13 protein-coding genes are annotated in these 23,673 nt (G+C 70.4%); 6 read left to right on the plus strand and 7 right to left on the minus strand.

The window, feature by feature from the left end:
- Positions 1-109: 109 nt before the first annotated feature.
- Positions 110-466 carry a hypothetical protein gene (locus EIP85_RS09385; RefSeq protein WP_422067211.1) on the minus strand — a complete coding sequence of 119 codons (357 nt, stop codon included), beginning with the start codon at positions 464-466 and terminating at the stop codon, positions 110-112.
- 228 nt (positions 467-694) lie between these two features.
- Complete coding sequence (dapA, locus tag EIP85_RS09390) at positions 695-1,579, minus strand: 4-hydroxy-tetrahydrodipicolinate synthase (protein ID WP_127901926.1); 885 nt, start codon at positions 1,577-1,579, stop codon at positions 695-697.
- Between the two features lie 173 nt (positions 1,580-1,752).
- Between dapA and EIP85_RS09395 the strand changes: the two genes are divergently transcribed.
- Positions 1,753-3,705 (plus strand): lytic transglycosylase domain-containing protein, encoded by a 1,953-nt coding sequence (locus tag EIP85_RS09395; protein WP_127901927.1) that lies wholly within the window; start codon positions 1,753-1,755, stop codon positions 3,703-3,705.
- Here EIP85_RS09395 and EIP85_RS09400 read toward each other — a convergent pair.
- The gene (locus EIP85_RS09400; protein ID WP_127901928.1) at positions 3,680-4,585 is read right to left on the minus strand and encodes a DMT family transporter; all 906 of its coding nucleotides are present in this window, start codon (positions 4,583-4,585) and stop codon (positions 3,680-3,682) included. The genes EIP85_RS09395 and EIP85_RS09400 overlap by 26 nt on opposite strands.
- Complete coding sequence (gene mnmC2 / locus EIP85_RS09405; RefSeq protein ID WP_127901929.1) at positions 4,582-5,265, minus strand: tRNA (5-methylaminomethyl-2-thiouridine)(34)-methyltransferase MnmC2; 684 nt, start codon at positions 5,263-5,265, stop codon at positions 4,582-4,584. Before mnmC2 ends, EIP85_RS09400 begins: the two co-directional genes overlap by 4 nt.
- A gap of 44 nt (positions 5,266-5,309) precedes the next feature.
- On the opposite strand from mnmC2, the gene EIP85_RS09410 reads away from it, so the two are divergent.
- Positions 5,310-6,359 carry an NAD(P)/FAD-dependent oxidoreductase gene (locus tag EIP85_RS09410; RefSeq protein ID WP_127901930.1) on the plus strand — a complete coding sequence of 350 codons (1,050 nt, stop codon included), beginning with the start codon at positions 5,310-5,312 and terminating at the stop codon, positions 6,357-6,359.
- Positions 6,360-6,416: 57 nt separating this feature from the next.
- Here the strand turns inward: EIP85_RS09410 and EIP85_RS09415 are convergent, their stop codons facing one another.
- Positions 6,417-7,379 carry a glycosyltransferase family 2 protein gene (locus EIP85_RS09415; RefSeq protein WP_206615491.1) on the minus strand — a complete coding sequence of 321 codons (963 nt, stop codon included), beginning with the start codon at positions 7,377-7,379 and terminating at the stop codon, positions 6,417-6,419.
- On the opposite strand from EIP85_RS09415, the gene EIP85_RS09420 reads away from it, so the two are divergent.
- Positions 7,362-7,550 carry a hypothetical protein gene (locus EIP85_RS09420; RefSeq protein WP_127901931.1) on the plus strand — a complete coding sequence of 63 codons (189 nt, stop codon included), beginning with the start codon at positions 7,362-7,364 and terminating at the stop codon, positions 7,548-7,550. The genes EIP85_RS09415 and EIP85_RS09420 overlap by 18 nt on opposite strands.
- Before the next feature lie 12 nt (positions 7,551-7,562).
- On the opposite strand, the gene EIP85_RS09425 is transcribed toward EIP85_RS09420, so the two are convergent.
- Entirely contained in the window at positions 7,563-8,294 is a 732-nt protein-coding gene (locus tag EIP85_RS09425; RefSeq protein WP_206615492.1) for a sugar transferase, read from the minus strand.
- Between the two features lie 326 nt (positions 8,295-8,620).
- Between EIP85_RS09425 and EIP85_RS09430 the strand changes: the two genes are divergently transcribed.
- From EIP85_RS09430 to EIP85_RS09440, 3 genes are all read left to right on the plus strand, one after another.
- Entirely contained in the window at positions 8,621-10,105 is a 1,485-nt protein-coding gene (locus EIP85_RS09430; RefSeq protein ID WP_164871688.1) for an oligosaccharide flippase family protein, read from the plus strand.
- A gap of 316 nt (positions 10,106-10,421) precedes the next feature.
- On the plus strand, positions 10,422-20,210 hold the full coding sequence (locus EIP85_RS09435) for a non-ribosomal peptide synthetase/type I polyketide synthase (protein WP_127901933.1): 9,789 nt from the start codon (positions 10,422-10,424) through the stop codon (positions 20,208-20,210).
- Complete coding sequence (locus EIP85_RS09440) at positions 20,210-22,987, plus strand: condensation domain-containing protein (RefSeq protein ID WP_127901934.1); 2,778 nt, start codon at positions 20,210-20,212, stop codon at positions 22,985-22,987. The genes EIP85_RS09435 and EIP85_RS09440 overlap by 1 nt, the downstream gene beginning before the upstream one ends.
- On the opposite strand, the gene EIP85_RS09445 is transcribed toward EIP85_RS09440, so the two are convergent.
- On the minus strand, positions 22,984-23,655 hold the full coding sequence (locus EIP85_RS09445; RefSeq protein ID WP_127901935.1) for a 4'-phosphopantetheinyl transferase family protein: 672 nt from the start codon (positions 23,653-23,655) through the stop codon (positions 22,984-22,986). The genes EIP85_RS09440 and EIP85_RS09445 overlap by 4 nt on opposite strands.
- Positions 23,656-23,673 lie beyond the last annotated feature (18 nt).

A 23,673-nucleotide genomic window follows, 5' to 3' on the forward strand; every position in this document is an offset into this window, starting at 1 on the left:
AACCCCTTAGGTTTGCCGGGGCGAAGACTCACCAGAAGCGCCCGCCCTGGGGGCCTCGGGCGCTGGCCCGGCGGGCTTCGCCCGCTGTTTCGGGCCATTCAGGGTGGGGTCAGCGGGGCGGGATCAGCGCGACGGGGGCGTTCTCGTCCTTGTCGAAATCCACCGGCGGATCGTCTGCGGCCACGCGGGACCATTTGAAATCGCAGACCAGCTCACCCCGATCCTCGACCGAGGCGACGATCAGGCATTGCATCAGGTGGCGGGAGCCGTCGTAGAGATCGACCAAGCCGCGCAGATGCGGAACCTGCTCGGCATCCAGCGCGAAGCCGCGATCCCAGATGCGCAGGACGGGATAGGTTTCCTCTCCCACCCGCACACGCAGGCGGGCGCGGCGCTTGGCATCGTTCTTGCGCGCGGCTTCAAGCCCGGCACGCACTTCTTCCGGCAGGAATTCCATCGCAGACATCGCCTCCTTACCCTTTAAGTCTGTGCCACGGTTGGCGAAATCAAGGTAGCCGAAAGGCGGAAACGAATTGTGAGCGGCGCGTTGCCAATATGTGACGGAGCGTGACGGTTTTGCGACAAACCGGGGCACGGCAGGGCGCGGCGCTGGCCCCCGAAACGCGGGCGCGCCCGCCGGGGACGGCGGGCGCGCGGGACCTTTTCCAAGGTTTGTGTCCGGGCGGCGCCCGGCCTAGTTGATCAGGCCGGCGTGGCGCATCGCGGCGTCGATCCGGGCGCGGACGCCCTCGGTCACCGGCACGAGCGGCAGGCGCACCTCCTCGCCGCACATGCCGAGGCGCGAGAGGCCGTATTTCGCCCCGGCGAGCCCCGGCTCGAGGAAGATCGCGGTGTGGAGCGGCATCAGCCGGTCCTGATACTCCAGCGCCTTGGCGTAATCGCCGGCGAGCGTGGCGGCCTGGAACTCGGCACAGAGCCGCGGCGCCACGTTGGCGGTGACCGAGATGCAGCCCACCCCGCCATGAGCGTTGAAGCCCAGCGCCGATGCGTCTTCGCCGGAAAGCTGGATGAAATCGGCGCCGCAGGTGGCGCGCTGCTTCGAGACGCGGGTGATGTCGCCGGTCGCGTCCTTGACGCCGGCGATGCGGGGAAGCTTGGCGAGCTCTCCCATCGTTTCGGGCGACATGTCGATCACCGAGCGGGGCGGGATGTTGTAGATGATGATCGGCAGGCCAGTGGCGTCATGCACCGCCTTGAAATGCGCGATCAGCCCGGCCTGCGTCGGCTTGTTGTAATAGGGGGTCACCACCAGCGCCGCGTCGGCGCCCGAGGCCTCTGCATGCTGGGCGAGGCGCACCGCCTCGGTCGTGTTGTTCGACCCGGCGCCGGCGATCACCGGCACGCGGCCGGCGGCGGCCTTGACCACCTCGGCCACGACAAGGTCGTGCTCGGCATGGGAAAGCGTCGGGCTTTCGCCAGTGGTGCCGACGGGGACGAGGCCCGTGGTGCCCTCGGCGATCTGCCAGTCGACCAGTTTTTTCAGCGCGTCCAGGTCCAGGGCGCCGTTCTTGAACGGCGTCACCAGGGCGGTAAGAGATCCGCTGATCCTGTTGGTCATGACACGCTTCTCCTTCAATGGGCGTCTTGCTGAATCGCCCGGCTTCGAACCCGGCGGACCCTAGCCGGGCGGCGCGAGCTTGCCAAGTTTGTGTGTTGCGGACGCGGGGTGCTGAGGTACAATTAGCCTGTCGACGCCGACTGAACCCAAACCCCCGCACAGTTTCACCCAGAATGTCACGCGCCAGCAGACTTGTCCCCGCCGCCCTCGCCCTTGTCGTGCTCGCGGCGCCCGTCGCGGTGCGGGCCGATCCCGAGACCCGCGCCATGGCGGAGGCGCAGAAGCTGGCCGACCAGCAGAAATGGGATGCCGCCACCGCAGCCGCGCGCGGGGCGGGCGGGATGGGCCGGGCGGTGATCGAATGGGAACGGCTGCGGGCGGGCGCGGGGGATTTTTCCGAATACGGCGCCTTCCTTCAGCGGCATCCCGACTGGCCGGGCCTTGGCCTGCTGCGCTATAAGGGCGAGGGGGCGATCAAGAACACGACGCCGCCCACGGACATCATCGCCTATTTCGCCGGCCACGCGCCGCGCACGTCGGATGGCTCTCTGGCCTACCAGCGCGCGCTGGCCGAGCTTGGCAAGACCCACGAGGCGGAGGCGGAGGCGCGCCGCGCCTGGCTATCGCTTTCCTACGACAAGTCGGCGCAGGCGGAGGAGCTGAAGCGCTACGCGCGGCTTCTCGCCCCCGACAACGACCGGCGTCTCGAGCGGCTGCTGTGGCGCGGGCAGACCACGGAAGCGACGCGGATGCTGCCCTATGCGAGCGCGGGCGCCGTGGCGCTGGCCAAGGCGCGGATCGCGCTGCAGACCGGCCGCGAGAATGGCCTGAACGACCTGATCCGCGCGGTGCCGAAGGCGGAGGCGGATGACGCGGGGCTGGCCTTCGACCGCTTCCGCTACCGGCTGCGTCATGACAAGAACGACTGGGCGGCGCAGCTGATGCTGGAGCGGTCGCGCTCTGCCCGGTCGCTGGGCGAGCCGTCTGCCTGGGCGCATGACCGCGCGGCGCTGGCGCGGGCGGAGATGACCAGCGGCAACCCGCACATGGCCTACCGGCTGGCCGCCGAGCATCACCTGAAGCCCGGCGCGGCCTATGCCGAGATGGAGTTCCTCGCCGGCTACATCGCGCTTCGGAAGCTGCACGAACCGGCGCTGGCGCTGCGGCATTTCCGGGCGCTGGCGGCAGCCGTGACCACCCCGATCAGTTCCGCCCGCGCGGCCTATTGGGAGGGCCGGGCCGAGGATGCCCTGGGCAAGACCACCTCGGCGCGCGACGACTACCTGCTGGGCGCGCGCTACCAGACGGCGTTCTACGGCCTGCTTTCGGCCGAGAAGGCGGGGCTGGCGCTCGACCCCGCGCTGCTGGCGCGGCCCAACTATCCGGACTGGCGGCACGCGAGCTTTCTGCATTCGCCGCTGATCCATGTGGCGCTGCTTCTGGACGAGGCGGGCGACCACAAGGTGGCGCGGCACTTCTTCCTGCAGGCGGCCGAGCGGCTGAAGACGGAGGAGCTTGGCCCCTTCGCCGATTTCGCCATGGCCCATGACGATCCCGATATCGCCGTGCTGGCGGCCAAGCTTGCCGCCGGGCGCGGCGTGATCCTGCCGCGCGCCTATTTCCCGGTCACCCGGCTGGCGCGGGCGGACCTGCCGATCTCGGCCGATCTCGCGCTGGCCATCGCGCGGCGGGAAAGCGAGTTCGATGTCTCCATCGTCAGCCCGGCGGGCGCGCTGGGGCTGATGCAGCTGATGCCGGCGACGGCGCGGAGCATGTCGCGGTCGATCGGGCTGGCCTTCGACGAGGGCCGGCTGACGACGGACGGGAGCTACAACGCCAAGATCGGCGGCGCCTATCTCGCCAAGCTTATCGACCGGTTCGGCCCGGCGCTGACGCTGGTGGCCGCGGGCTACAACGCCGGGCCGGGGCGCGCGGCCTCCTGGGTCAGCAAGTACGGCGATCCGCGCTCTCCCGACGTCGATCCGGTCGACTGGATCGAGTCGATCCCCTACAACGAGACGCGCAACTACATCATGCGGGTGGCGGAAAGCTACGAGATCTACCGGTCCAAGCTTGCCGGGCACCCGCTGAAGATCCGCCTCATGGCTGAGCTGAAGGGTCGGTGACCACCACCGCCGGTTCATGCTTCACCCGGGCGCGCCAGAGGGTGAAGAGCCCGGCGGAGACCACCACCACCGCCCCGATCACGGTGTTCAGCGCCACCGCGTCGCCGAAGACGCTGACACCGATGGCCGAGGCGAAGATCAGCTGCAGGAAGGCGAAGGGCTGGATCGCCGCGACCTCTGCCACCTCGTAGGCGCGGATCATCAGGTAGTGCCCGGTGACCGCCGTGCAGCAGAGAACCGCCATCCAGATCCAGCCTTCCGTCGTCATCGGCTCCCAGAACCAGATGCCGACGAGGGTCATCGCCGCCGCCCCCGCGACCCCGGTCCAGAAAAAGCTGACCGAGGCCGGATCCTGCCGGGCGACATAGCGCGTCAGCAGGCCGTAGAGCGAGAACATCAGCGCCGAGACCAGCGGGATCAGTGCCAGGGGCGAGAACACCTCCACCCCCGGCGCGAGGATGATGAGGACGCCGCAGAAGCCGATGCCGATGGCGGTCCAGCGCCGCCAGCCGACCTTCTCGCCCAGCACCGGGCCGGAGAGTGCCGCGATCAGGAGCGGGTAGCAGGAAAAGACCGCGTGGCTCTGCACCAACCCGATGGCGGTGAAGGAATAGATCATCACGCAGACTTCGAGCACGAGGAGCACGCCGCGGAAGATCTGCACCGCCGGCTGCTTCGTCGCCGCCGCGCGCCGGATGCCGCCGGGGCGGCGCATCGAGGCCACGATGACGAAGGCGGCGAAGAACCAGAACCGGATCATCACCACCATGAAGACGTTGTAATGCGAGGCGAGGTAGCGCGAGATCCCGTCCTGGCCCGCGAAGACCATGGTCGTCGCGACCATCAGGAGGATGCCCAGACGGTTGTTCTGTTCGGTCATGTGATGTCCAGCCGGCCCACGGACATGTGCCGCTTGGCCCCATGTCCCTTCAGCCGCTCTACCCGAAATCCCGCCGCCTGCAAGCCCCTGCGGACGAAGCCCGCCGCCGTATAGGTTGCAAAGCTGCCGCCCGGGGTGGTGTGGCGGGCGACCTCGTCCAGGACTTCGGGCGACCAGAGTTCCGGGTTCTTGGCGGGCGCGAAGCCGTCGAGGAACCAGGCGTCGGCGCGCCCGCCCCAGCCCGGCAGCGTTTCGCGCGCGTCGCCGAGCACAACCTCCACCTCCATCGTGCCGAGGCTGAGGCGTGTCCTGCCCTCCTCCCACTGGGCGAGGAAGGGCACGGCCTGGGCCTCGGCCTCGGGGAAGGCCCGCAGCGCGCGTGCGATGTCGGGGGCGGCCATCGGGAAGGCCTCGAAACTGGTGTAGCGGAGGCGGCCCGGGGTGCCCGCGGCCTTCCAGGCGATGAGTGTCGCCAGCATGTTGAGGCCGGTTCCGAAGCCGAGCTCGGCGATGTGGAAGCCATCGCGGAACCGCTCCGGCAGGCCATTTCCGGCGAGGAAGGTGTGGCGCGTCTCCTCCAGCCCGTTGCCGAGGGAGAAATACGGATCGTCGAAGCGGGCGGACACCGGGGTGGTGCCGTCGCGCCATGTCAGCTCGGCTCTCTGGTTCTCGTCTGTCATCTGGCCTAAGTCCCGGGGCGCGACAATGCGGAAGGGCGCAGGCGATGGCAACGGCCGATGTGACGGTGATGGGGGGCGGGATCTTCGGGCTGTCTGTCGCCTATGCCTGCCTGCGCAAGGGCGCGACCGTCCGGCTGATCGAGGCGCGGGCGATCGGCGCGGGATCGAGCGGCGGGCTGGTCGGCGCGCTGGCGCCGCATGTGCCGGACCAGTGGAACGAGAAGAAGGCGTTTCAGCTGGAAAGCCTGTTGATGGCCGAGGGGTATTGGCGGGAGATCGAGCGACTTTCCGGCCTTTCGGCGGGATATGCGCGGACGGGGCGGCTGCAGCCGCTGGCCGACGCCAAGGCCGTCGCGCTGGCAGAGGCGCGGGCAGAGAGCGCGCGGGAGATCTGGGGCGACCGTGCCGTCTGGCGGGTGGCCGAGGCGGCGGCCTTCCCGGGCTGGGCGCCGGAGGGCGGAACTGGGCTTGTCGTCCACGACACGCTGAGCGCACGGATGCACCCCCAGCGCGCGGCGGCGGCGCTGGCGGCGGCGATCGAGGCCCTGGGGGGCGAGATCGTCCTTGGGCCGGGTCGGGCCGAGGGGGCCGTGGTCTGGGCCACCGGGCATGAGGGTCTGGCGGAGCTGTCCCGCGCCCTCGGGCGCGAGGTCGGGAACGGGGTGAAGGGTCAGTCGCTGAGCCTGCGGTACGAGGCCGGGGCGCTGCCGCAGCTTTTCGCGGGCGGGCTGCATGTGGTGCCGCACGCCGATGGGACGGTGGCGATCGGATCGACCAGCGAGCGGGTCTTCACGGCGGCGGACACGGTGGACGGGCAGCTTGATGATCTGCACGCCCGGGCGGTGGCGGCGGTGCCGGCGCTTGCCGGGGCGGAGGTCGTCGCGCGCTGGGCCGGCGTGCGGCCGCGGGCGGCGAGCCGGGCGCCGATGCTGGGGCCCTGGCCCGGGCGGGCGGGGCATTACGTCGCCAATGGCGGCTTCAAGATCGGCTTCGGGGTGGCGCCCATGGTCGGCGAGGTGATGGCGGCGCTGGTGCTGGCGGGCCAGGACCGGATCCCCGAGGGGTTCCGGGTGGAGGCGAGCCTGGAACGGTGAGGTGCGCGGGAAGGTGCGCAATGAATGCGCACCCTACGGGGTGGGCCCGGTTCGGGGCTAGCCCAGCGCGAGGACGCGCTCGGGTTTCATACGGCCGCGCAGCAGGTCCGCCATGGCGAGGAAGTTGCCCTTGAGACGGCCCCGGCGGTCGACCCAGGGCTCGGGCCGGGCGGCGCGCAGCAGGTTGGCGGCGATGTTGCGCGCCATCAGGCGAAGGGCGCGCCGGGGGCTCATCGTGCCCTTGCCGATCAGGTAAAGGGGATTGGCGATCTGCGAGTAGCCGAGCCTGAGCCCGCTCTGCCGCCCGGTCTTGGTGCCGAGATGCACCCCCGCCAGCGCAGGCGAGCGCAGGATGCGGCCGTGGCTGGCAAGCCGGCGCGAGAAGTCCACGTCCTCCAGCCATGCGTAGAGCGGCAGCCGCTCGTCGAAGCGCAGCGCGTTCGCCAGCACCGGCCGGGCGCGAATGGCCATGTTGCAGCCGTAGCCGTTATAGGCCTCCTCCGCCGCCGAGGCCGCGTCGCCCAGCGCGGCGCCGAGACGGGCGCGGCCCTGCGCGAAATCGAAGCCCGGGCCGCAGATGCCGTCCGCCAGCACCTTGCCGGTGATCATGGCGACGTCGGGCCGGGCCTCGAAAAGCCGCATGAGCTGCTCGAGGTAATCCGGCGCCATCAGGAAATCGTCGTCGATCATCATCAGGATGTCGTTCGGCCCCAGCACCTCCAGCGCGCGGTTGCGTTGGGCGCAGAGGCCCTTCGGCCCGTTCACCACGAGGCAGGGCCAGGGCAGCGGCGCCAGCTGGCCGGGCTCGCAATCCTCGGCCTCGGCGACGGAGATCACCATCATGTCGGGCTTGCGGCTCTGCCGCGCGAGATCCTCCAGCGTCTGGGCGAGGATCTTCGGGCGCCCTGTCGTCGCAATGGCCAGAACCAGCCGCAATTTCGCCAGATTTTCCTGTTGCTCTGATCCTGTGATCGAGGCCGGAGGTTTCTTCCCGTGCGAGCCATGCAAGCCCATAGCCATCAGAGCCTGCCCGCCTTTGGGGCGGTGCCGCGCGAGCGGCCGGTAGCGCAGTCGGGCCCGGTACTGGGCTGGCTGGAGGCGCGTCATCCCGCGACGATCCGTCTCGCGGTCGTGCTGGGCTGCACCGCCTTCTGGGCGTCGGTCGCTCTGTCCATCGTCCACGTCCTCTGAGATCCTTCCGGTCTAGCGAGCCCCGTCGCGCTTCAGCACGACCAGGGCGGTTTTCACGATGATCCCGAGATCCCTGGCGAAGCTGCGGCTCCGGACATATTCCACATCCAGCGCGACACGTTCGGCATAGGTCGTGTTGCTGCGGCCGGAGACCTGCCAGAGCCCGGTCAGGCCCGGCGGGCCGGCAAGGTATTCCGCCAGATGTACGCCGTAATGCACAAGCTCGTCCGCCACCACCGGGCGGGGGCCGACCATCGACATCTCTCCGCGGAGCACGTTCCAGAACTGCGGCAGCTCATCGAGGCTGGTGCGGCGCAGTAAAGCGCCGAGGCGGGAAACGCGGGGATCGCGGCTCAGCTTGTGCTGGGCCTGCCATTCGGCGCGGGCGGCCGGATCGCTTGCGAGGATCTCGCGCAGCATCCGGTCAGCGTCGACCGCCATCGTGCGGAATTTCAGGCAGCGAAAGCGGCGGCCGCCCTGGCCGATACGCTCATGCCCGAAGAGAACCGGGCCCCCCTCGGTGAACAAGATGAGCGCGGCGATGGCCAGAAGCACCGGCGCGAAGAAGACCAGACCGGCCAGCCCCGCGAGCCGGTCGAAGGCGACCTTCGACCACGGCAGCGACGGCGCGGCAACCGGAGCGCGCCCAACTGCGCCACGTTCCGGCAGAAGCCCCTCCGCCGCGATCGGCGTGGGACTGACGAGGCTGAGCTCTTGGCCCTTTCTCGTGATCTGAAGAAACATCGGTTGGCCCCCAAGAGGTTGAATGCCAAGCCGAATCATACCCAAGGCCACCTCTACGGCAGGCCGGGCCCGTCACGTGAGCCTTTTGTGCTTGATTGTGTGTTTCCAGGCGCGAAACGAACGTCAGGACAGGATTTCGCCACATTTCAACACATTGATAACCTTAATTTTTCTTAATTGGTCCCGGTGGCAGCCCGCCAGCCCCGCCCGGGACCGCCCGAAATTGGCGATTGCCAGAACCGCCCCAATGGCCCACTTCCAATGCAATCACCCGCGCACGGGGGCACGGGGGCCCGATTGCATATGCAGGGAGCCAAGGCGCCACCGTGACTGATTCTGCCAACAAACCCGGGGCCCCGCGCCTCGCCGCCACGATCGGGGGCGGCGCCTGGACCGTGGCCGAGAGGGTGATCTCGCAGGCAAGCCAGCTGATCCTGTTCGTCGTCGCGGCGCGACTGCTGTCGCCGGCGGAGTTCGGAACCTTCGCGCTGGTCTCGACCTGTGCGCTGCTGCTGCTGCGGATGTCGGAGGTCGGCTGGGCCCCCTACATTATGTCATGGCATGGCGACGAGCGGGTGCCGCGGCAGGTGCTGGGGGTGTCGATCGTTTCCGGATTGGGGGCTGGTGTGGTGGTCGCGCTGGCGGGCCTTGCCGCGCGGCAGCTGTATGCGGCCCCCGAGGTGGGCAACATGCTGCTGCTCTTCGCGGTCTGGGTGGCGCTCGCGACGGTTTCCTCGGCGCAGCAGGGGATGATGATCTGGCAGGACGGGCTGAGGGGCTCGGCCATCGCCGAGAGCGTCGGCGAGATCCTCGGGATGGCGGTGGCGGTGGCGGCGCTTTACGAGGGCCATGGCGTCTACTCCCTGGTCTATGGGCGGCTGACCTTCCAGGCCACGCATCTAGCAATCAGCTTCGTGGTCACCCGGCGGGCGCCGCTCTTCGGGATGGAGCGGGCGGAGTTCCGGTCGCTCTGCGCCTATTCGGGGCAGATCTTCTTCAGCCGCACGATCTCCGCCGTCCGGGTCTATATCGCGACCTTCGTGATCGGCGGGTTCCTCGGCCCGGCTCCGGTGGGCTATTACCGAGCGGCGCAGCGGCTGGTGGGCGCGGTGGCCGAGGTGATCGGCGCGCCGAGCTACGTTCTAGCCTGGTCGATGTTCCGGCAGGCGCGCGACAATCACGGGCTGCGCAGCACCGGGTTCCAGCGGCAGGCGAACCTCTATTTCAAGCTTCTGATCGCGGCGGGCGTACCGGTGTTGATCTGGACAGGGCTCATGGGGGCGGATCTGATCTCGGGCCTCCTCGGGCCGAAATGGCTTCCGGCGCTGCCGCTTATCGGTGTGCTCGCCATCGCCCGGGCGCTGGCGCTGCCCTCGGCGGCCATTGAGCCGGTCCTGTCGCTGAACGGCGAGGTGAGGCGGCTACCGGGCTTCACGCTGGTCTTCCTGGTCCTCGCCGCGGCGGCGACGGCGTTGGGGGCCCTGTTCGGGCTGATGGGCGTAGCCTGGGCGCAGGTCGCCGTCGGCCTTGCCGCGGTGGCGGCGGGCAACCGGCTGATGCGCCGCCATGGCGGGATCGACTGGCGCGAGGTGCTGCGCGAGGCGCGCATGCTTGTCGCGCCGATCCTGCTGGGCACGCTGACCATCCTCGCGCTGCGCGAGGCACCAACCTTCGCGCATCTGCCGGCGCTGGCCCGCGCGCTTGGCGTGGTGCTGCCGGCGCTGGCGGTTTATGCCGCCGCGCTGATGATCAGTGATCCCTGGCTGAAAGGGCTGGCCGCGCGACGGCTGCGGCGCTGGCGGCAGGCCTGATTTCTGCCATATTTCGCCGCCGGTGAGCCCAGGTCACGCCCCGAAACAATCCGTTTCCTAAAGCGTGCAAATCTCCGGATCCAGGCCATAAATCTCGTTCGATTACAGGGTGTTAGCATTCTGTGGAAACAGTGCATGCCGGTTCGCGAACAGTCCATTAACGCCAGAATTGTGGCGGACGTTGACTTGAATCGGGCCGCGTGTGAGACGCCTTTAAGGGGGCGTTAACCGGGCCGTGCAGGCGACTGCAGGGCCTTGGGCGGGAAGGCGGCAAGGTCCGGGGGGATCGCGCGGCCTCTCGCCAGGAGGGAAACGCATGCGCGCAGGCTCGGCCATGACGCCCGACCCGACCGGCCCGATCTGGCCGATCTTCGCAAAATCAGCTGCCGAGGCCCCCGAGGCCCCCGCGCTTCTCGCCGAGGGACGCGAGATCCGATACGGCGAGGCCGTGGAGATCGCGGAGCGGATCGCTGCCGCGCTGATCGCGCAGGGCGTCGGCAAAGGCGATTTCGTCGGCCTGCTGGATTCGCGCTCGGTCGATGCCATCCTGGGCATGCTGGGCATTCTGCGGGCGGGCGCGGCTTTCGTGCCGCTCGACCCCAGCCATGCGCCCGAGCAGCTGCCCTTCATCGCGACGGACCTGCCGCTGACCGCCGCGCTGGTGGCAGACCGCTATGCCGACCGCGCGGGCGATATCCTGCCCGAGGGGCTTCCGGCGCTTTCGCTGCAGCAGGCGATCGTGTCCGCCCCGCCCGCCCCCGGCACCGCCTGGCCCGAGGCCGAGGCGGAGACGCCGGCCTACGTCATGTACACCTCCGGCACCACCGGAAAGCCGAAGGGCGTGGTCGTGCCGCAGCGCGGCGTCACCTCCTTCGCCTGGCGTCAGCCGGCGCTGGATATGCGCAGCGATGACGTGGTGCTGCATTCCAACACCATCGCCTGCGACGGATCGACCTTCGACATCTGGGCGGCGCTTCTGAACGGGGCCGCCTGCGCGGTGGTCGAGGCGCCCTTCCCCGCGCTTGACGAGATCGGGCGGGTGATGACCCGTCACAAGACAACGGCGGCGATGTTCTATGCCGGGATGAACCACATGATGGTGGATCATCAGCTGCCGGCCTTCGCCTCCTGCCGGATGATCCTCTCGGTCGGCGACGTGATGAGCGCGCCGCATGCGCGCAAGCTGCTGGAGACCTATCCGGATCTCCTGCTGCAGAACTTCTACGGCCCGACCGAGGCGACGGTGGACAGCCTCGGCATCCGCATCACGGCCGACATGCTGGACGGCCGGCCGCTGCCGATCGGACGTGCGCTGAACCACGAGGAATGCTTCGTCGTCGACGAGGACCTGCAGCCGCTCGCCATCGGATCGACCGGGCACCTGGTCATCGCGGGGCCGGGCGTGGCGCAGGGCTACTGGAACCGGCCGGAGAAGACGGCCGAGGTCTTCATCGAGGATCCGCGGGCGGGCAAGACCGGACTCGTCTACCTCACCGGCGATCTTGCCACGCATCACCCCGACGGGGTTTTCGACTTCCACGGCCGGATCGACCGGCAGGTGAAGCTGGGCGGGCGGCGGATCGAGCTGGACGGGGTCGAGCATGTGCTGCGCGACCAGCCGCAGCTGGCCGAGGCCGCGGTGGGCGTGATCGCGGGGCCGGGCGGGGACAAGCGCATCGCGGCGGTGCTGAAACCCGCAGGCGGGATGCCGGCGGACGCGGACGCGTTCGTCAAGGCGGTGCTCGCGGGCGCGGGGGCCGTGCTGCATCCGGCCAGCCTGCCGCGCGCAGTGAAGCTGACGGAGGACTGGAAGCTGACGCCCGCGGGCAAGACCGACCGCAAGGCCCTGCTGGCGCTGTTCGACACCCCGGCGGAGAAGGCGAAGCCGGAGACCGCCCCTGCGCAGGATCTGCGCGGGATGATCGCGGATGTCTGGCAGGAGCTTCTGGGCCTGCGGCCGGACGACGACATGACCTTCTTCGAGGCCGGCGGCTCCTCCATCCAGCTGATCGAGGCGCATTCGCGGCTGGAGGAACGGCTGGGCCGCGCCTTCGACGTGACGCTGATGTTCGAAGCGCCGAAGCTTGGCGACCTGGCGATGCGGCTCGCTGCGCTGGCGCCCTCCGAGGCGCCGCGCCAGACCGGGGCGAAGGCGCCGGAGGATGGCGTGGTGGCGATCATCGGCATGGCCGGGCGCTTCCCGGGCTCCGCCTCGCTCGCCGAGTTCTGGGAGCATGTGCGGGCCGGCGACGACCTCGTCACCCGCTTCGATCCCGCCGAGATGGAGGACAGCCATACCGAGGCGGAGCGCCGCTCTGGCTCCTACGTGGCGGTGCGGCCGATCCTCAAAGATATCGAGATGTTCGACGCGAAGTTCTTCGGCATCCTGCCGCGCGAGGCGACGCGGATGGACCCGCAGCACCGGGTGCTGCTGGAGATCTGCTCGGAGGCGCTGGACGATGCCGGGATCGACCCGGCCCGCGCGCCCGGGCCGATCGGGGTCTGGGCCGGCAGCGCGATGAGCACCTATCTGATCGGCACCCTGCTGGCCGAGCCGGGCGCGGGGCACCGCTTCGCCACCGGCTACCAGCTGGAGGACCTGACCACGATCACCGGCAACCTGCCGGGGTGTCTGGCCACGCGCGTTTCCTGGAAGCTGGACCTCAAGGGCCCGGCGATGACAGTGCAGACCGCCTGTTCGACCGCGCTGACGGCGGTGATCCAGGCGGTGGGCGCGCTGCGTTCGGGCCAGACCGATGTGGCGATCGCGGGCGCGGTCTCGATCACCGTGCCGCAGAAGCGCGGCTATATGGCGATCGAGGGCGGCATGGGCTCCGTATCCGGCGTCTGCCGGCCCTTCGACGCGGGCGCGGATGGCACGATCTTCGGCCATGGCGCCGGGGTCGTGGTGCTGAAGCGGCTCTCCGATGCGCTGGCGGCGGGGGACGAGATCCACGCGGTGATCCGGGGCACCGGGCTGACCAATGACGGGGCCGACAAGATGTCCTACACCGCGCCGTCGGTCGCGGGGCAGGCGGCTGCGGTTGCGGCGGCGCATCGCGATGCGGGCGTGGCGGCGGAGACGATCTCCTACGTCGAATGCCACGGGACGGCGACGCCGCTGGGCGACCCGATCGAGATCGCCGGGCTGAACCGGGCCTTCGGCGCGGGGCGGCCGGGAACGGTGGCAATCGGTTCGGTCAAGGGCAATATCGGCCATCTCGACGTCGCGGCGGGCATCGCCGGGCTGATCAAGACCGTTCAAATGCTGAAGGCGAAGGAGATCGCGCCGGTCGCGAATTTCCGTTCAGCCAACCCGCGGATCGATTTCGCGTCGGGCCCGTTCCGCGTTGCCGACCGGCTGGAGCCCTGGCAGAGCGCCGGGCCGCGCCGGGCCGGCATCTCGGCCTTCGGGGTGGGCGGCACGAACGCGCATCTGGTGCTGGAAGAGGCCCCCGAGGGCGCGAGCGCGGGGCGCGCGAAGACGACCAGGGCGCCGCAGGTGCTGCCGGTCTCGGCCGCCTCGGCAGAGGCTCTGGCGGATCTCGCCGGGGCGCTGGCCACGCGGCTCGAGGGGGCCGACGCCCCGGCGCTGGCCGACGTGGCCTTTACGCTTCAGGAGGGCCGCCGGGTCTTCCCGCATCGCTTTGCCGTCGCCGCGACATCGGCCGCGGAGGCCGCCGCCAAGCTGCGCGCGGTGCCGGCGACCAAGCCCCGGACGCCGAACAAGGCGCCGAAGGTGATCTTCCTCTTCCCGGGCCAGGGGTCGCAATATCCCGGCATGGGCAAGGGGCTTTACCGCTCCGAACCGGAGTTCGCCCGCTGGATCGACCGCGGCGCGGAGATCCTGAAGCCGCTGATCGACACCGATATCGCCGAGCTTCTGTGCTATGCCGATGTCTCTGACGCGGCCGCATCGCGGGCGCTGAAGGATACGCGGCTGACGCAGCCGGCGCTGTTCCTGACAGAGGTCGCGACGGCGCGTCTGTGGCTGGCGCGCGGCATCCAGCCGGATGCGATGATCGGCCATTCGGTGGGCGAGTTCGCCGCCGCCGTCATCGCCGGGATTCTGCGCTTCGAGGATGCGCTGCGCCTGATCGCCGCCCGCGGGCAGCTGATGCAGGACCAGCCGGCGGGCGCGATGCTGTCGGTTCGCGCGCCGCTGGCGGCGCTGATGCCGCATCTGGGACAGGGCGTGGATCTTGCCGCGACCAACGCGCCGCAGCTGCAGGTGGTCGCCGGGCCGGACGAGGCCATCGACGCGCTCGACGCGCGGCTGAAGGCGGCAGATATCGCCACCGTGCGGCTTCACACCTCGCATGCCTTCCACTCGGCGATGATGGATCCGGTCGTGCCCGCGCTTCGGGCCCGGGCCGAGGGGCTTCGCCTTTCCGCGCCGGTGCTGCCGATCATCTCCTCCGTCACCGGGGCTCGGATGACGGATGCGGAGGCGACTAGCGCGGACTACTGGGCCACGCAGGCCCGCAAGCCGGTGAACTTCCAGGCGGCGCTGGAGACGGCGGCGCGCGCGTTCACCAATGAGAATTCAGAGATCGGGGCACCGGCGTTCGTCGAGGTGGGGGCGGGCAGAACGCTCTCGGCCTTCGCCGGGCAGACCCTGAAGCGCGGCGGCCATGGCGGGATCTTCCAGTCATTGCCGGATCATACCCAGGAAGGTCTTGACGATGAGACCGTCATGGCCGCCGCGTTCGCAGACCTCTGGGCCGTCGGGGTGGAGGTGGATTTCGCCCGCCTCGACCGCGGCGCCCGGAAGGTGTCGCTGCCGCCGCATCCGTTCCGGCGCAGCCGTCACTGGGTGGACGGCCCGAAGACCGTCCCGGCCAACGCGGCCGCTCCCGCCCCGGCGCAGAATGCTGCCACCATTGCCGAGCCCATTGTTGAACCCGTGACCCTTTCAAGTGACGAGGACGCCATGCCCGCAGCCGACCGCAAGCTCCGCCTGACAGGGGAGCTGCTTGCGCTCTTCTCCGATATCTCCGGCGACGCGCTGGGGCCGGAGGAGGCGCAGGTTCCGTTCCTAGAGCTGGGCTTCGACTCGCTCTTCATGGCCCAGGCGGCAAGTGCGCTTGGCCGGAACTACGGCGTGGAGGTGTCCTTCCGCGCGATGATCTCTGATTACCCGTCGATCGATGCGCTGGCGGGCCACCTTGACGGGGTCCTGCCGGCGGAGGCCCCGGTGGCCGCGCCTGCCCCGGTGGCCGCGGCTGCCCCTGCCCCAGCGCCCGTGGCCGCTACCGTGGCGCCCGCGCCGGCGCCCATGCTCTCCGGCGACCTAGCCGGGGTGATCCAGGCGCAGATGCAGGCGATGCAGTCGGTCTTTGCAGAACAGCTGCGCGCGCTCGGGGGCCAACCGGCGGCCCAGCCCGCCGCGGTTCCGGCGCCGGCCATGGTTCGGGCGCCCGCGCCTGCCGCCGCTCCGACCTCTGCCCCAGTTCCGCCCCCCGCCCCTGCCATTCCCGCGGCAGCCGAGGCGGAGCCGAAGGAGACGGGCTTCAAGCTCGGCCGAGGGCCGAACGTCTCTGCCGCCGTGCTGACGGCGGAGCAGCGCACCTTCGTGGCCGATCTCGCGCGGCGCTATTCCACCCGCCATGCGAAATCCAAGGCGCATACGGCCGAATTCCGGCCGACGCATGCCGACCCGCGCACCGCCTCGGGCTTCCATCCGGACTGGAAGGAGCTGGTGTTCCCGATCGTCGCGGAACGCTCCAAGGGCGCGCATATCTGGGATCTCGACGGAAACCGCTTCGTCGACGTGGTGAACGGTTTCGGGCAGACCGCCTTCGGCCATTCGCCCGATTTCGTCGCCGAGGCGGTGAAGCGGCAGCTTGACAAGGGCTATGCGATCGGCCCGCAGGCCGACCTCGCCGGGCCGATGGCGGCGCGGCTGGCCGCCTTCCTCGGCCATGAGCGGGTGACCTTCTGCAACACCGGATCCGAGGCCGTGATGGCGGCGATGCGGATCGCCCGCACCGTGACCGGGCGGGAGCGGATCGTCGTCTTCTCCAACGACTACCACGGCCAGTTCGACGAGGTGCTGGTCCGCGGCAAGGCGCGCGGCGAGCCCGGCGCGCTGCCGGTGGCGCCGGGGATCCCGCGCTCCGGCCTCGCCAACATGGTGGTGCTGCCCTACGGAGCGCAGGAGAGCCTCGACTGGGTCCGCGCCAATGTTTCCGACATCGCGGGCGTGATCGTGGAGCCGGTGCAGAGCCGCCATCCCGAGCTGCAGCCCGCCGATTTCGTGCGGAGCCTGCGCGAGATCACCCGCGAGGGCGGCGCGGCGCTGGTGATGGACGAGGTCGTCACTGGCTTCCGCACCCACGCGCGCGGGATGCAGGCCGTTTGGGGCATCGAGGCCGACATGGCGACCTATGGCAAGGTCGTTGGCGGCGGCATGCCGATCGGGCTGCTGGCCGGGAAGGGCCGGTTCATGGACGCGCTTGACGGCGGGGCCTGGAGCTATGGCGACGCCAGCAAGCCCGAGGCGGCGCCGACCTTCTTCGCCGGCACCTTCGTGCGCCATCCGCTGACGCTGGCGGCGATCGAGGCGGTGCTCGACCATCTCGACGCCAAGGGCGCGGTGCTGTGGGAAAACGTGCCCGCCCGCGCGGCGGCGCTGGCGGCGCGGATGAACGCGCATCTGGAAAGCCGGGGGCTGCCCGGGTTCGTGACCCAGTTCAACGGCTGGTTCGTCATCAACGCCACGGCGCAGGATCCGCGGGCGAGCCTTCTGTTCCCGCTGATGCGGCTGGAGGGGGTGCATATCCTCGACGGCTATTGCGGGTTCCTGACCACGGCGCATGACGCGGCCGACATCGAGGCGATCTTCACCGCTTTCGCGAAGTCCGTTGATGCGCTTCAGAGGGTAGGGATCCTTGCCGGCAATGGCACGGTGCTTGCCGCGCCGGTGGCGCCGAATGCGGCGGCGGCCCCCCTGCCCGCCCGTGTGCCGCTGACCGAGAGCCAGCGCGAGATCTGGATGACCCACCAGCTTGGCGACAAGCCGGCGGCGAGCTTCAACGAGGGGCTTTCGCTGCGCCTCGACGGGCCTCTCGACCAGCCCGCGCTGGAGGTTTCGCTGGCCGAACTCATCGCGCGGCACGATGCGCTGAGGATGGTCTTCGACCGCTCCGGCGAGTCCTTCGAGATCCGGGCCGAGGCGGCGCCGGCGCTGGTCTTCACCGATCTCTCCGGCGAGGGGGAGCCCGAGGCCGGGCTGGCACAGATCGTGGCCGAGGAGCAGGCGGAGCCCGTCGACATCACCGGCGCGGGCGTGCTGCGGCTGCACCTGGTGCGGCTTGGCGCCGAAGCACATGTGCTGGTGATGACGGCGCATCACATCGCTGTCGACGGCTGGTCCTTCGGCCTGCTGGTGCAGGACCTGGCCGAGCTTTACGGCGCGAAGGTCGAGGGCCGGGCGGCGAAGCTTGCCCCCGCGCCCTCGTTCGCGGCGCATGCACGACAGGCCGATCCGGCGCCCTCGGCAGAGACGCTGGCCTACTGGCGCGGCCAGTTCGCAGAAATCCCGGCGCTGCCGGAGCTGCCCTCCGACCGGGCCCGCCCGGCGGCCAAGAGCTTCAACGGCGCGACGGTCAGCACACGCATCGCGGGCGAGCTGGTGAAGGACGTCCGCAAGGCCGGGGCGAAGCAGGGCTGCACGCTCTTCGCGACCCTCTTCGCCGGGCTGCAGGTCACGCTGGGCCGCCTCAGCGGCGCGCGCGACGTGGTGCTGGGCGTGCCCTCGGCGGGGCAGATGCTGCTGGAGGATGGCGCGCTGGTCGGCCACCTGGTGAACCTGCTGCCGATCCGAGCCGCCTTCGATCCGGCCGAACCCGTCGCCGCCCATCTGAAGCGGGCGAGCGGGGCCGTCATGGAGGCCTTCGAGCATCGCGCGGTGACCTTCGGCACGCTGGTGCGCGAGCTGGGCGTGCCGCGGTCGCTGAACCGGCTGCCGCTGACCGAGGTGCAGTTCAACTTCGAGCGCGGCATCGACCCGATGCGCGCGGGCGACCTGACCCTGACGGCCGAGACCAACGCCAAGGCGGCGGCGAATTTCGACATGTTCCTGAACGTGATGGAGGGGCCGGACGGGCTGACCATCCATGTCGATTACAACACCGACTGCTATGACGCGGAGACGATGCGCCGCTGGATCGGCCATTACCGCGCCGTGCTGGAGGCCATCGCGGCGGACAGCTCGACCCCCATCGCGGCGCTGCCGATGCATGACGCGGCGGCGCTGGAGGCGCTGGTCGAGGGCACCAACGCCTCCGCCCTCGCCTTCGACCGCGATGCGATGATCCAGGACCTCGTCGCCCAGGGGGCGGCGCGCGATCCGGAAGCGGTTGCCGTCGAGGACGAGGCCGGCCGCATGACCCATGGCGAGCTTGCCCGGCGCAGCGATGCGCTGGCGGCCCATATCCAGTCGGCGCTGCCGAAGGCCGGAGCCCGGGTGGCGGTGGCGCTGCCGCGGGGCGCGGGGATGCTGGTGGCGCTGCTCGCTGTGCTGAAGGCGGGGCACACCTATGTGCCGCTCGACCCCCGCCAGCCGGAGGCGCGGCTGAAGACCATCGTGGAGACGGCCGAGGCCGCCGCCGTGGTGGCCGAGGCCGCCCCCTTCGCCCCCGCGCTGAAGCTGATCCGCCCGTCGCAGGCGCCGGACTACGGCCTGCCCTCGACGGTCGCGCCGGATTCGGAGCGCGCGGCCTATGTCATCTTCACCTCCGGCTCGACCGGGGTGCCGAAGGGCGTCGCCGTGCCGCATCGGGCGGTGGTGAACTTCCTCACCTCCATGGCCCGCGAGCCCGGGCTGAAGGCGGGCGACGCGCTCCTGTCCGTCACCACGGTCATGTTTGACATCGCGGTGCTGGAACTCTTCCTGCCGCTCACGGCCGGGGCGAAGGTCGTGCTGCCCTCGAGCGAGGCGGTACGCGCGGCCTTCCCGCTGGTCGAGCGGCTGGAGAAGGGCGACATCGCCATGATGCAGGCGACGCCGACGCTCTGGTCGATGCTGCTGGAGGCAGGCTTCACGCCCAAGCCGGGCCTCAGCCTGCTAGCGGGCGGCGAGCCGCTGCCGGCGGACCTCGCGCGGCGGCTGACCGCCGGGGGTGCCACGCTCTGGAACATGTATGGGCCGACGGAGACGACGATCTGGTCCGCGCTGCGCCGGATCGGGCCGGAGGATCCGATCACCATCGGCCGCCCGATCGCCAACACCGAGCTGCACATCCTTTCCGAGGCCGGAGAGGTGCAGCCCGTGGGCGCGGTGGGCGAGCTTAACATCGGCGGCGAGGGCCTCGCACTTGGCTACTACGAACGACCGGAGCTGACGGCGGCGGCGTTCCGCGAGGTCACTCTCATGGGCCGGACGCGCAGACTTTATGCCACGGGTGACCTCGCCCGGCGGCTGCCTAGTGGCGAGATCGTGGTGCTTGGCCGCAAGGATGCGCAGGTGAAGCTGCGTGGCTTCCGGATCGAGCTGGGCGAGATCGAGGCACGGCTGCGCGCGCTGCCCGGCGTCGACAAGGCGGCCGTGGACGTGCGCGAGAAGGCGTCGGGCGACCGGGGCCTGGTGGCCTGGCTGGTGCCAGAGGCGGGCGTGGAGCCCGATATTGCCGCCCTCGCCGAGGCGCTGGCCGAGGCGCTGCCCGACTACATGCTGCCGCAGTCCTGGATGATCCTTCCCGCGCTGCCGCAGACCGCCAACGGCAAGCTTGACCGCAAGGCGCTGCCCGCGCCGGAGGCAGGCGAGGCCGCGGCCCCGCCGCCAGACGCCAGCGCGGGGGGCCCGACCGGCGCCGAGAGCGAGATGGAGCACCAGCTGGCCGCGATCTGGGCCGACGTGTTGGGCCGCGAGGTGCCGGTGACGGCGACGCTGCAGGCGCTCGGCGCCGATTCGCTCGCGGTCTTCCGGATCGCCGCGAAGATGCTGGGCGCGGGGCTGGACCTGGAGGCGCGCGATCTGTTCGCCCATCCCTCCGTGCGGGCGCTTGCCGCCTACGCGGACGGCAGGGAGGCGGCGCCAAAGCGGCCCTCGCTTCAGGACTTCAAGGGCGGCGCGCGGCGCGGCATCCGGAGGGCTTCCTGATGCGGGCCGAAGAAAGTCAGAACCGGGGCGGCGAAGTTGTCGCCAGGTTCCCCTGCTCGGGCGCGCAGCGGCAGTTCTGGTTCCTGGACCAGTTCAACCCGGGCGACCCCTCGCTCAACGTCGCGATGCGTTGGGAGATCGAGGGACGGCTGCAGGATGGCAATATCGAGCGCGCACTGCAGGCCGCAGTGGAACGGCACGAGATCCTGCGCACCCGCTTCGCGGAGGTCGACGGCGAGCCGGAGCAGGAGGTCCTGGCCCGGGTGGAGTTCCGCCCGAGCCTGATCGACCTGCGCACCACGCCCGCGGCGGAGCGCCCGGCGCGGATCGAGGAGATCATCGAGGCCGAGGCGGCGCGGCCCTTCGACCTCTCACGCGCCTGCCAGCTGCGGGCGGTGGCGATCCGGGGCGCCGCGGACCGCGTGACGATTCTGGTCGTCGCGCATCACGCGATCTTCGACGGGCTGTCGATTGCCGTCCTCGCCCGGGACTTCGCCCGCTTCGCCGAGGCCTTCGAGCTTGGACGGAGCGCCGAGGCTGACGAGCTGCCGCTGCAATACGGCGATTTCGCCATGTGGCAGGCGGAGATGCTCGCCTCCGGGGTCGCGGCAGAGGATCGAGCCTATTGGGCAAGGCAGATGCAGGGCGCAGAGCATTTCGAGCTGGAGCCCGACAAGCCCCGCCCGGCCAAGCGCTCGCATGCCGTGGCGCGGATCCATGGCGATCTGCCCGACGGGTTCGACGCCCGCTTCGAGGCGGCGGTCGAACGGGCGGGCAGTTCCGCCTTCGTCTTCGGCGCAGCGGTGGTCGGCGCCAGTCTCGCCCGGGCGGCGGGGCGGCGCGAGGTGGTCTTCAGCCTGCCCGTCTCCGACCGGCCGGACCCGGATCTGGAACAGCTCGTGGGCCCATTCATCGTGACCCAGGCCCTGCGCTTCCCGGCGGAGCCCGAGGCCAGCTTCGGCGCGCATCTGGCCGGCGTCCGCACGGCGGTGGAAGGCGGGCTTGCGCATCGCAACCTCGAGTTCTCCACCCTCGTCGAGATCGTGAACCCGCCGCGCGACCCATCGCGCGCGCCGATCACCTCGGTCGCGCTGAACTTCATGCCGGTCTTCAGCGACACGCTGGACCAGGGCGCCTTCCGCCTGACGCCGGCCCCGGCGTTCAACCCGGGCGCCGTTCAGGACCTTCACATCCATTTCATGCGCCGCGCCGCGGGCTGGCGGATGACGATCGAATATTGCCCCGACCTCTACGAAAGCTCGACGATCGAGGGGCTGATCGCCACGATCACCCAAGGGTTCGAGGCGGTCTTCGCCGATCCGGAGACGCGGCTCGGCGCGCTTCCCCTCGCCCCCGCCCTGGCGCGGCGCGGCGAGACGGAAAGCCGCGGGCTGAAGCGGGTGGAGCAGGTGCTGGCCGCCCATCCGGAGGTTGGCGCCGCGGCGGCGGTAGCGGCGGGGGCGCAGGCCTATGGCTTCGTCAGCCCCCGCGAGGGCAGCCTGATGCCGCTGGAACAGCTGCCGGCGGCGCTGATGGCGCATGCGGCGGCAGAGCTGCCGGAAGAGGCGCGGCCGTCGGGGGTTTCCGTCCTTGCCGCGCTGCCCCGGACCGCATCGGGCGATATCGACCGGGCGCGGCTGCCGGTGCCGCCGGAACCCACCGCCGTACCCGTGGCCAAGGCCGCCGCGGCGGTGCAGAGCCGCGAGGAGATCGAGGCGACGCTCGAGACGCTCTGGAAGGAGCTTCTCGACCTGCCGCAGGTGCCGCATGGCGCGAGCTTCTTCGACCTCGGCGGGCACTCGCTGCTGGCGGTGCGCATGATCGCGCGGCTGCGCGCGACATTCCGCGTGGGCCTCGGCGTGGCGAGCCTTTACGCGCAGCCGACGATCCTTGGCCTCGCCGGGCTGATCCGGGCGGAGCTGGCGCCTGCTGCGGGCGCCATCGCAGCGCCGGTGCCGGAGGACGACTGGCGCATCGAGCCGCTGCAATCCGGCGGCACCGGCGCGCCGATCATTGCGGTTAATGACGTGGGCATCATGGTTTCCGCACTGGGACACATGCGCGAGCGGCACCAGGCCACCTGCGTGCGGCTTTTCGACGGCAGCCGGGGCATCGACCAGACCCCGCGCAGCTTCGAGGAGATCGCGGCGGAATATGCCAAGGTCGTCCGCCGGGTGCAGCCAGAGGGGCCATATGTCTTCTTCGGCATCTGCGTCCACGGCAATATCGCGCTGGAGACGGCGCGCATCCTGCAGGCGGAGGGGGCGGAGATCTCCGCCGTCATCATCAAGGACGTGTGGGAGCCGGGCTATGCCGCGCGGCTGAAGGGCGACAGCTATCGCCGCTGGCTGGAACGGTTCGCAGCGCTGCGCACCAAGATCCGCGCCGTGCGGCGGGGGCGGATGACCGTCTCAGCGATGCTCGGGAGCTATCGGATCGTGCGGAAAACGGGGCTGTTGCAGCTCGCCCGCGCCATGGGGCTGATCGACCGGGTGCGCTGGACCGACATGACGCCCGAGCAGGAAGGGTTCGTGGCCTATATCTCGGCCGCGCGGAACCAGTACCGGCCGGCGCCCTTCAACGCCCCGGTCCTGCATGTCGTCACCGGCATCACCCCGCGTGGCCGCGCCTTTGCTCCCTCGATCGGCTGGGAGGACGTGGTGACCGGGCCGCTGAAGACGGTCTACATCGAGGATCTGGCGGTGTCCCGCGGCCGCGAGTTCGGCACCAGGGATCTCGCCCGCGAGATCGAGACCTTCCTGGCCGAACAGGCCTAGGGGGCGAGCGGCAGCCTGCCCTCGCGCAGCGCGAGCCGCAGTGGCCGCCCCCGCGCCTCCACCGCCAGCGCACCAGCGTAGCCTGGGCCGGTGGCGAGGTCGGCCATCTGCCAGTCGGCCTCGCCACCCTCCGCGATCCGGGCGATGCGCGGTGCGGGGCCGAGGGTGACGTCGAAACTGTCGAGCGGGCGGTGCAACCCACGGCCGAGGGCCTTCACGAAGGCCTCCTTGCGGGTCCAGGTCTGGAAGAAGCCCTCGATCCAGTCGGGGCCGCTCAGGCGCGCGAGTGCCGCGATCTCAGCCGGGGAAAAGAAGCGGCGGGCGACGTCCTGTTCCACGCTGCGATGGGCCTCGATGTCGATGCCGAGGCGGATGTCCTCCGCGGTGACGGCAAGCGCGGCCCAGCGGCCGGAATGGCTGAGGTTGAAGGCCGGGCCGCCGGGGAGGCCGGGTTTACCCTCGGGGCCGTAGGAGAAGGCGAGATCCGCCGCCGGCCGGTCAAGATAGGCGCCGAGAATCCGGCGCAGTCCGGCGCGGGCGTTGCGGAAGGCCGTGGCATCCGCGGGCCGCACGAAGCGGGCGGCGCGGGCGGCCTCGTCACCCGAGAGGCAGGCCGCGTCCCCCGCCGCGTCGAGCGGCCAGAGCCAGAGATCCACGGTAATCGTCAAGGGCGCCCTCCCATCCGG

It is taken from the genome of Solirhodobacter olei (genome assembly GCF_004010155.1).
Classification (GTDB): domain Bacteria; phylum Pseudomonadota; class Alphaproteobacteria; order Rhodobacterales; family Rhodobacteraceae; genus Solirhodobacter; species Solirhodobacter olei.